This window comes from Occallatibacter sp. (assembly GCF_035317045.1).
GTDB lineage: Bacteria > Acidobacteriota > Terriglobia > Terriglobales > Acidobacteriaceae > Telmatobacter.
In genome coordinates this window covers 1-9,632 of record NZ_DATHHT010000008.1, presented here as the reverse complement: position 1 = coordinate 9,632, position 9,632 = coordinate 1, and the positions used below count along the sequence as shown (strand labels likewise).

At 57.5% G+C, this 9,632-nt stretch carries 8 protein-coding genes; 3 read left to right on the top strand and 5 right to left on the bottom strand.

The window, feature by feature from the left end:
- Positions 1-200 (bottom strand): SOS response-associated peptidase family protein (locus VK574_RS03315; protein ID WP_472798385.1); only part of this gene is annotated, 200 nt, incomplete at its 3' end.
- A gap of 3 nt (positions 201-203) precedes the next feature.
- A complete protein-coding gene (locus VK574_RS03310; protein ID WP_472798384.1) occupies positions 204-503 on the bottom strand; it encodes a hypothetical protein in 300 nt (99 codons plus the stop codon).
- A 324-nt stretch (positions 504-827) separates the two neighbouring features.
- Here VK574_RS03310 and VK574_RS03305 point away from each other — a divergent pair, with 324 nt between their 5' ends.
- Positions 828-1,475, top strand: a complete 648-nt coding sequence (locus tag VK574_RS03305; RefSeq protein ID WP_472798383.1) for a hypothetical protein — start codon at positions 828-830, stop codon at positions 1,473-1,475.
- Between the two features lie 1,144 nt (positions 1,476-2,619).
- Here VK574_RS03305 and VK574_RS03300 read toward each other — a convergent pair.
- Positions 2,620-2,898: a hypothetical protein gene (locus VK574_RS03300; RefSeq protein WP_472798382.1), complete on the bottom strand. Its 279-nt coding sequence runs from the start codon at positions 2,896-2,898 to the stop codon at positions 2,620-2,622.
- Between the two features lie 123 nt (positions 2,899-3,021).
- A complete protein-coding gene (locus VK574_RS03295) occupies positions 3,022-4,485 on the bottom strand; it encodes a hypothetical protein (protein ID WP_472798381.1) in 1,464 nt (487 codons plus the stop codon).
- A gap of 785 nt (positions 4,486-5,270) precedes the next feature.
- Here VK574_RS03295 and VK574_RS03290 point away from each other — a divergent pair.
- Complete coding sequence (locus tag VK574_RS03290; RefSeq protein ID WP_472798380.1) at positions 5,271-6,164, top strand: RluA family pseudouridine synthase; 894 nt, start codon at positions 5,271-5,273, stop codon at positions 6,162-6,164.
- 74 nt (positions 6,165-6,238) lie between these two features.
- Here the strand turns inward: VK574_RS03290 and hrpB are convergent, their stop codons facing one another.
- Positions 6,239-8,560: an ATP-dependent helicase HrpB gene (hrpB, locus tag VK574_RS03285; protein WP_472798379.1), complete on the bottom strand. Its 2,322-nt coding sequence runs from the start codon at positions 8,558-8,560 to the stop codon at positions 6,239-6,241.
- A 70-nt stretch (positions 8,561-8,630) separates the two neighbouring features.
- On the opposite strand from hrpB, the gene VK574_RS03280 reads away from it, so the two are divergent.
- Positions 8,631-9,632, top strand: a 1,002-nt coding sequence (locus tag VK574_RS03280) for an amidase (RefSeq protein WP_472798378.1), incomplete at its 3' end; no start/stop codon positions are given.

Here is a 9,632-nt window from a genome sequence, read left to right as displayed (position 1 = left end):
GCAAAGAAGGGAATGAGACCCCGGCGCATCAGTATGAGCTCCCGATCGCCGGTGTCGCGATTGTGGCGGATCACAGGCTGATGCGTCGTCGGGGCGACGTTGTAGTCCCACGGAGGCAGGATAACGTCATCGCCATGCGGGATGTGGAATGACTCAGCGATCTTCTGTTTGTCAGAGCGTCGGTAGTAGCGACCACACATGGATTATTCGGTGGAATCCGTCTGTAGAATTTGCAGTTTCTGAGCTTCGTTTTGATTCACATCGATGCAGCAGTACGAGCCTCCATCGATCGCGGTCAGCGCGTCGGCATAGCGCGCCTGATTAATTCCTGCGATATCGAAAGCGTGGATTATCTCCTGCTTGCTGGCCAATCGGCGGACGATGCCTCGAAAGCCTGCCACATCAGGATGAACGATTGAGACGGAGACGATATAAGGCTGTGGACCCGTATCGTGTCGCAGGTTCACCCGAAATGTTGGTACGCAACCCTCAGGATCGGTCATGAGGCTGCCTCCTTGACTCGCACTATAACCTCCCATTTTATGCCTTCGTATTCAACTTCGAATGTCGCGGGCATGGTGTTCGACCCCCACACCAATCCCACCAATTGTTTTGCGAGAGTTAGCTTCGAGTCCGAAGTATCGAAGTCTTCAGGGTTCGCTGCCATGGCTGTACGTACCTCCTATAGAGTTTCGGACAGACGTAGAGCCACGATTTATTCTGGCCAGTCACGCCGTCGCCTGCATGATCGTTTTCGATGCGAATTTGACGCGAATAGCTGTACGAGGCTAATCCTCCAATAAGCCTTCGATGCTCTCAACTGCCGCGTGCCATCTCTTTTCGGTGTCGTTGCAAAGATCATCCAGTTCATCGAGCGCGTCCTGATCGATGCCTTTGCTCTTCAAGTACTTTTTGAGCATTGCGATTTCGCCGCTGAATTGGTCGATACTGCTTTGTTGTGCGGTGGTAATGCGCTCTCGGACCTCTTCCAGACTGATCACCGGCTTCACGGATTTGCTCGATCGGCTCGCTTCCTTCGGCGCATCGAGGTATTGCAGATCATCAACCGGCACGCGGAACCGCTCTATATTAGTACCGGGAAGCTGGAGGTCGACGTCTTTTTCGCTGACACGGGTGATGCTGAAGACGGGCCCCGAGCTGCCTATACTCACTCTCTCGCCGAGAGTCGGGACTCTGGCATTGGCATGATCCGCAGTTATCTGATTTGGTTTCTCGGTAAGGGCTTCAGCCAACTGCTCTTCAACACTAATGGTGGACTGAGCCGAGGCGTTTTTTCGAGGCTGTTTCGTTTTCCTGGTTGCCATGATCTATTCGCCGCGTCGTGGAGTGTGAAGCAAGCGGAGCTGCTCCTCGGTGTACTCGCCGGGTACGTCCACAGTAACGCCACGGCGCAATTCAAGGTCGCATTCGACGGCTTCGGGTCGACCCACGAGCTGGCCAAGCGAATTGGGTAGCTGGCCCTGATTGAGCTCGGACCAGTGTCCGACTTCAACGCCGTTGAGAAACACATGGAAGTGATTACGTGACTGCAAACTCGAGAGCGACGACAAGACTTTGCAGCCCTAACTGCCTCCCTGTTCAGAGTCATTGAATGAATCGTCTTGTTAGCAATAGTTGAACGGTCGGTCACGTGTCCGAAAGCCGACTATTCGGACATGTGGTTGTCTTGAGTGTTCAGTGAGTGCATTGGCGACTTATCACTCGCACCTATTCTTAAGGCGCGCCATCAGTCGAATGCTATTGAAAGAATGCCCGCTCTACTCCTCTTTCGGTGGAACCTGAGCATCAAACTTTTGGTTTTGGACGATGAAGATTTCACACTGCGTCTTTGAAAGACATACGGTTGTGTGCCTTCTTTCCTCGCTGGTACCAATAGGAGGCTGGGCCCATCTTACTCGACGTGACGAACTGCGCAGGCGGTCTGCCCGAAGCGGATGGCGAGAGCACCACGCAGCGGCCTCTCCAAGCGCACGCAAAACTTCAAGGGGCGGTTGGGGGCCGCCACTCATCTCGGAGTTGGAAAGTCCCAGAGAGATCATGCAATTCAGCATATCTCCGCATGCAATGCCAAGAAATCCCTTCGCCACGGCTAGGATGCCGTCTTCATGGCGAAAAGACCGAAGAAACCACAGAGTGTTCTCAAGCTTCCCGACCTTGACTATTCCAAATCTGCAGTTCTCAACAGCCTTCCGTCTTTGAACTCGCGAAGGTCGTACGAACACGCCATCCGCGACCTTATCGAGTGGTACTGCTCCGAGCCACGGCTCGCGTTCAACAAGACCGTAGTGACTCGCTAAGGATTGCGTTGGAGCAGCGCAGATACGCACCATCAACCATCAATCTCAAACTCGCTGCGGTTCGCAGGCTTGCATGTGCAGAACCTTTGTGATCTCGATGCTTTGGTCCCAAGGGAGGGTCGTTCCGAGCCACGGTCGCCTAGAAAGCCCTCGGACCGCATTCCTATAGGCGTTGTCCCAAAACCACACAGCGCTTTCGCCGGGCGATGGATATGCTGTTGCAAGCACGTTAGCTCGTTCCGTGAGCGACGAAAACTAACCTCGACTTTTCCCGAGTCCGACCGCACGAGACTGAGAATACTCAGCAACGTTCGCAGACCCCCGGCGGATCATAATAGCAGCCGTAACCGTTACCGAAATCAACGACTGCGATCAACTTTTTCTCTGGGCCGGCGAGTCGAACGACGGGGGTCTGAGGCTCCTGCGGCTTGTGATCATAAACAAGCTTGCCGGCCTTTTCCCCAAAGTAGCCAGCAAGAATTTTGGCGACCTTGTCTTCGGCCACTGCGATGCGCTGCATTTGGATCTTGATTTCCGCGCGATCTGCCTCGGACAAGTTGTGGGATGCGATGTTGGACATGATCCCTCCGATCTTTAAGGGCGTATTCTAGTCGAAGCACTTAAAAGGTCAAGATAAATTACGGTAACCGACAAGCTCATCGAAAGATGGGATTTTCAACCGCCAGGACTTCGCCCTCCTCGTTCATGGTTTCATGATGACCTCTGCTTTTTTGCCTGCCCTGTTCTGGTGCTCTCCTTTGGCAAACTCAGAGCGCCGTTCAGCAATTTGCCTCATCACCTCTGGATGGTTTGCCCATTGCAGCCCTTTGCGTTCCTGCTGTTTGAAGGCCGCGGGGTGCACATAGAAGCCTCGTTCCCGTTTCGCCTTCTTGGTTTCTACTTCCAGTGGCTCAATCTTCGCGTAAGCGTCATGGCGAACAGCAGTAATCTGCCATGAGACTTTCATGTGCGGCCTCCCACCAGCGATGACGAAACGACAATTCTGTATCTCTTGTTCGATGAAGACTGGCGCGGCTGCACCAATCGCTGTGAGCTGATACCGGAAGTCCTGATTCAAGGCTTCAAACCATTTTGGTAGCCTCACCGATGCGCGTCCCTTTGTGTTCATCACCGCATTTCCACTGTAGATCGTGAGTAACTCAGAAGACTCTACGCAGGCATGCGTCAACAACTGCTCCGCGGGCCGGACCGGGTGATCTATCACGAACGATTTATGGCCAGAAACATGCAAATTCCCCATCACCAGTACATTTCCTTCGAAGACCCCGGCGCGCCCATCCATCTTGCGCGTTGGTCCATAACCCGGAACGCCCCAGATCCCGTCGGCTCCGTTCACGTATTGACCGCTTCCACCGAAGAAAATGCCACCCATACCCGGCCCCGCGTACGGCGACCAACTCATTCCGCCGTCAGCATTGACTCCGTTCCCTGCCGTGTGAAACTCATCTTCATAAGCGGCGCGCGTAGGAAACTCTGCATTTCCTCCTTTGACGGCAATACCGGGTCCACCACTTCCGTTATTTGCTGCACCGCCAAGAAAGTCGCCGCCATTCCCGCCCCATTGGCCGTCGCTTCCATCGCCCCCGAAGCCTGAGACGCCGGATCCTCCTCCACCAAAGCCGATTTGATCGCCGCCTAAGCCAAATACTCCGCAACCACCCGTTCCTGAGCCCGGATTAATCTGATAACCACCCATCCCGACAACACCCGCGCCGGCTTCGGGAATTGCTTCAGGTGTTTCGTTCGTATAGTCGTTGCACCCGAAGCCAATCACTCCTGATTGAGACATCCCGAACTCTGGATATGGGTTTATTTCTACGCTGTTGCCGCTTACCACGACGCTTCCATTGATTGTTTGTCCACGGTCAAATGTATTGTGCGCCCCCGTCTTAGCGAACCCCGACGCTGGAATATTCTCTAAGAGGTTGGCATTCAGATTGGGTACAAGATCAGCGCTGTTGACGGCCAAGAATGTCGTGGTCAGCGTATTGCCGACGAGCATGTCGCCGTCTACCGTTTGATTTCCTGTGAAGGCATTGCCGCCGTCCAGTTGGGGAACAACGCTGACGTCTATTGCAACGTTTACATTGGACGAGGTTCCGCCGCCGACCAGACCCTGCCCAGCAGTGATTTTCTGAATCGCCATGAAGGGGCTCCTTAAAATACCAACATCATAAGGGCCCTCGTTCTATGGGCCATGCAAATTCTGTAGGTCAAGCTCTCGCCACAGTCCATCCGCATAGCCCAAACGGGTGAGGTCTTTACTCCTCTCAGGATAGACATTCAGTCGCAACTAGGAACGAACCGCATTCGCGGACAGGAGCTTGCTCGCAGAAATACGGACAGGAGATGGGATTCCTGGCGCCATGCCCACTTCACGGTACGAAAAGCCAATTTCTAGATATTCTTTGTTCGCACAACAAAAGCAGCAATTCTTGGTGAAGGGCGTCAGCAGTGAATCCTAGATCTTCGTTCAAGGATGTCTGCCAATGGAGCCCGTCCTCTGGTCGACCGTCAACCAGTACGCCATCCACATCCACCAGCAACGCTTTAATCGCCAACCGTGCCTCACTGATCTGTCGCGGCTTCGTTCGCAGGTATCTCGTTGATGAGCGAGCGCATATAGATGTTTGGTAATCAAAAACGCCTTCTCGGAAGCTGGCAGTCACTGGCTACAAGCCGACTTGGCGGTACGAATCATGGGCTCAAAGAGTGACTCGGCGATTTGTCGCTCATTGAGATTGCGAACCGTCGGCTTCCGTATAAGAGACGACAAGCACGTATTTCGGTCCTGATCTAAAGGCATAACTTCTGGATGGCTCGTGGTCCGCTCGGAATCCAGACGCGTTTAGAGCTCTTACTGCCTAAATCCAGTGCCGCTCGAAACCCAGCAGCTTCAGTCGCAGAAGCCATAGCTTAGACTCGACCTACATGCTCAACCGGGGCTATGCCTACACGACAATCATTAGCAGCAGAGATCATGGACGAACCCTGCTCTCCCATCTGGCGAGTCTCTACCCACACTCAACCCCTCAAGGCTGGCAACAAAACCTGGACGACCGCCAAGTCACCGTCGACGACGTCACCGCCATCGGAATCGAATCGCTCATTTCAGGCCAAACTCTTGTCTGGAACCGGCCGCCGTGGATCGAGCCAGACTCTCCTCAGCACTTCGAAGTCCTGTTTGATGACGCCCATCTGTTGGCCGTCAACAAACCTGGCGGTTTGCCCACCCTCCCCGGCGGCGGCTTCATGGAAAACACCCTCCTGCGCCTGGTGCAAAAGCAAGACCCCAACGCAAACCCTGTCCACCGGCTGGGCCGAGCCACTACCGGCATCGTCCTCTTCGCCAAAACACCGCAGGCGGCCTCTAAACTATCCGCAGACTGGAACACACCCAGAGTTCAAAAGATCTACCGCGCGCTGGCTCAAGGCATTGCACAGTGCGACGCCTACGAAATTCTCACACCCATCGGCCTTGTGCCGCACCCGCTCATCGGTTCCGTGTGGGCCGCCAGCCCAGGTGGCAAACCGTCAAAGTCCTTGGCGAAGGTGATCTCACGCACGACAAGCACCACAACATTCGAGGTAAGCCTACGTTCGGGTCGCCCTCATCAAATCAGAATCCATCTGGCATCCATCGGCTATCCCCTGGTAGGCGATCCGCTGTACGGCCCAACCGGCAAGCCTCTTGAAAGTCTCCCCGGTCTCCCGGGCGATGGAGGATATCTCCTGCACGCCCAGTTTTTGAAGTTCCACCACCCCATCACCGGAGAACAAATCAATCTTGAGGCAGCTGTGCCGTCCGGATTTTCATCGCATTAGTAAATTCACGACGGGAATCAAATCAGGGTGGCCGCTAAAACCTGCGCGCGAGCGGCATTCGCTACCTCTTGCACTCAGGGCCGGTCGGGCCACTGGTGCCGGGGATAGCGCCGCATCAATTCCTTGCGTACCTGCGGATAGAGGCGCTCCCAGAAGCCTGCGAGGTCGGTCGTGGTCTGGACCGCACGATGATTCGGCGCGAGCAGGTGAGCGACCAGAGGCGTTTTGTTCGGACCGATCTTCGGGCTCTCCGTCATTCCGAAGAAATCCTGCAGGCGCGATGAGATCCACGGTGGCCTCTCCGGTTCGTAGTGAATCTTCGTCTGCCGGCCGCTCGCAAGGCGCACGCTGAGTGGGGCGAGATCGTTCAGCAGTCTCCCATTCACCTGCTGTTCGAGCAGAGCGATGAAGCCCTCCGCCGCGTTTTTCAGTTCGCCGAAGCTATGCAGCCCAAGGCACAACTCGCGCAGTGTCTGCGGAATATCGGGGGCGTCGAAGCCTGCGAACGCCAGTCGCGCCAGGTGTTGGTCGAGGAGTTCCTTCTCCACAAACTGATCGATGCCCACCTCGAGCGCTCTGCACGCAAGCAGGTCGGCCGCAGCCCCATCCGGTGCGGGGCCGCGCGACTCGTCGATCACGAGCTTGTCGTAGAGAAGCGCGTTCACCTGCTCTACGCGCTCGTTGGTGCGGTTCCATACTACGGTCGAGCTCTCCTTCACCCGCTCGGGGAAGAGATCGAGCAGCCACTCCGGCTCGATGCGCGCGGTCATACGGACCAGCGGCATCGGCTTCTCCTTGCGGTCCTCCACGTCGATGGCCATCATGAACTCGTAGCCGTGCGCCGCACCGGCAACCTCTGCCGTGACGCCGTTCGACAGCATGATCTGACTGCCGGATCTTCTGCACGCGACGCGGTCCGGAAAGCCCGCAAGAACGGAGAGCAACAGAGCGTCGTCATCATGGCGAGGCTTTCCCGATAGGCGCGCCGCTCGCAGCAGTTGCTCTGCGTGCTGTCGCCCGCGAGGACTTGGCGCGCGATCCAGCGCTTCGAGCAGGTCACTCTTCTCGTTTCGCTCGCCAAGGCTGAGTATCGCGGCGACGCGACATCCATCTTCGCCGACTCCTCGATCGATTGCCGCAACGAGGATGCGTGAGAGTCGCGGTGAGAGAGGGTAGCGGCTCATGCGCTCGGCCATCTCGTCCTTCGCTCCAATCTGATCGAGCAGCGACTCCGCTACCTCGACAGCCTCGGCAGGCGGAGCGTCGAGCCAGTCAACTTCATTGAAGTGCCCGGCCTTCATCACCCGCAACGTCAACAGAAGCTGCGAAAGATCGCTGCGCGCAATCTCCGGACTGTCCTGCTGTGGCCGCAGCAGGTAGTCCTCTTCCGGATAAAGCCGAAGCACCTCGCCAAGAGCAGTACGTCCCGCACGGCCCGCACGCTGTGTGGCGGAGGCCTTGCTGATCCGGCCTACCTGCAACGTCGGAAGACCTGTCCACGGAGAGTACGTTGCGATTCGCGCAAGGCCGCTGTCGATGACGGCGGTCACGCCTTCGACCGTGACCGAACTCTCAGCCACGTTCGTCGCCAGGATCAGCTTTCGTGTCAGACTCGACATCACTGCCTGGTCCTGTTCGGCGGGCGTGAGATCGCCGTGGAGCGGCAGCAGAAGCAGCCCTGCACTTCGCGCGGCGGACTCGCACTCACGCATGGTCTGCCGTATCTCCGCGATGCCAGGCAGAAACGCGAGCATATGGCCAGAGTGCTTCTCTCTCAACAGAAGTTCGACTGCCTTCCGCACCTGCACCTGCAGCGACTCCGGAGAGTAAGGCATGTGGCGGATCGAGAGCGGAAACATGCGGCCTTCAGAACGGAGCACCGGACAATCGCCAAGGAAGCGGGCGATCGGCGCAGCGTCGAGCGTCGCCGACATCACGATGATGCTTAGCGCGGGCCGCGTCTGTTGAAGTCGTTTTAGCAGGGCGAGCGCAAGATCGCTGTCGAGATGGCGCTCGTGAAACTCGTCGAGGATGACCGCGTCCACGCCCTTCAGCGTTGGGTCGCTCATAAGCCGCCGCGTCAGGATGCCTTCGGTGACGAAGCGCAGTCGTGTGCGCGGCCCGGTCTTCTCCTCGAAGCGAACCTGGTAGCCGACAGTCTCACCGGCCTCTTCGCCAAGCTCCCACGCGACCCGGCGCGCGGAAAGGCGCGATGCGATGCGACGCGGCTCTAAGACGATGACGTTGCCCTGCACCACATCGAGCACCGCAGGCGGAACGCGCGTCGTCTTGCCCGCGCCGGGCGGAGCTTCGATGACGAGATTCGGCGTCTGCCGCAGAGATTCGATCATCTCTGGCAGAATCGCATCCACAGGAAGTGCGGACTTGCGGCTCACTGTCTTGATCGGATCACGCTGGCTTCGGTGCCGTCAATCTGTACAAGCCGATGCGGCTCCCGTGTAGGCTATGGCTAACCATCCCTCAAGGAGTCGCCACGCTTGCGTACAAGCCTGCAATCTGCACTTCTTCTCGCTCTTCGCAACTACTGTCTGCGGCCGCGGACAAACGGCGAAGTTGCCTGCCTCCGCCGATACCGATCTCCTCGAAGCCACCATCCCGCAGATCGAGGCGTTCTATCAGTCGCATCGCTACACCGTCACGCAGGTCACGCGCTGGTATCTTGCGCGCATTCATCGCTACAACGGTATCTATCGCGATATCGAAACCCTCGATGAACAGGGAGCACTTGCTGCGGCGGCACGGCTTGATCGCGAAGGGCCTGGCGCGCATCCCACGCCACTGTGGGGCATTCCGATGGTCATCAAGGCAAACACATCTATCGAAGGCCTCGTGACGACCGATGGATGGAAGGGTTACACCATCCCCGGCCATGAACTGATCGCTCCAAAGGATGCTCCCATCGTCGCCAGACTTCGTGCAGCGGGGGCGGTGCTCCTCGGCCATACCAACATGCCGGACTTCGCCGCCTCCGACACCAATCGCAGCTCTTCTTTCGGTCGAACGGGCAACGCTTACGATGTGCGCTTCTCGCCGGGAGGCTCATCGGGCGGAACGGTCACGGCCGTCACTTCGAACGAAGCTGTCCTCGGCAATGGGACCGATACGGGGAACTCGATCCGCATGCCCGCCGCGACCAGCTCTGTGGTGGGCGTCTTCCCAACGCGCGGCCTTGTCCCCATTGCGGGCATCGCTCCGCTCGATTGGCTGCTCGACAACACTGGGCCCATCGCCCGCAATGTGACCGACGCGGCAATCGCTCTCGGTGTGATGGCTGGGCCTGATCCCGCCGACCCGCGAACGACAGAGGCAGCCACCAAGGCCATGCCTGGGCCCTACACGCAATACCTGAAGAAGGACGCTCTGAAGGGCAAGCGCTTCGGAGTGCCGGCGTTCATCCTTGCGGGGGCGGGAATCCCGTTTCAGGGCGTCTGCCCCGAGTCCCCCGAG

Bases quoted from the DNA above. Each gene is read 5' to 3' on its own strand.
- VK574_RS03310 (WP_472798384.1), bottom strand. From the start codon at position 503: ATGACCGATCCTGAGGGTTGCGTACCAACATTTCGGGTGAACCTGCGA.
- VK574_RS03300 (WP_472798382.1), bottom strand. From the start codon at position 2,898: ATGTCCAACATCGCATCCCACAACTTGTCCGAGGCAGATCGCGCGGAA.
- VK574_RS03295 (WP_472798381.1), bottom strand. From the start codon at position 4,485: ATGGCGATTCAGAAAATCACTGCTGGGCAGGGTCTGGTCGGCGGCGGA.
- VK574_RS03290 (WP_472798380.1), top strand. From the start codon at position 5,271: ATGCTCAACCGGGGCTATGCCTACACGACAATCATTAGCAGCAGAGAT.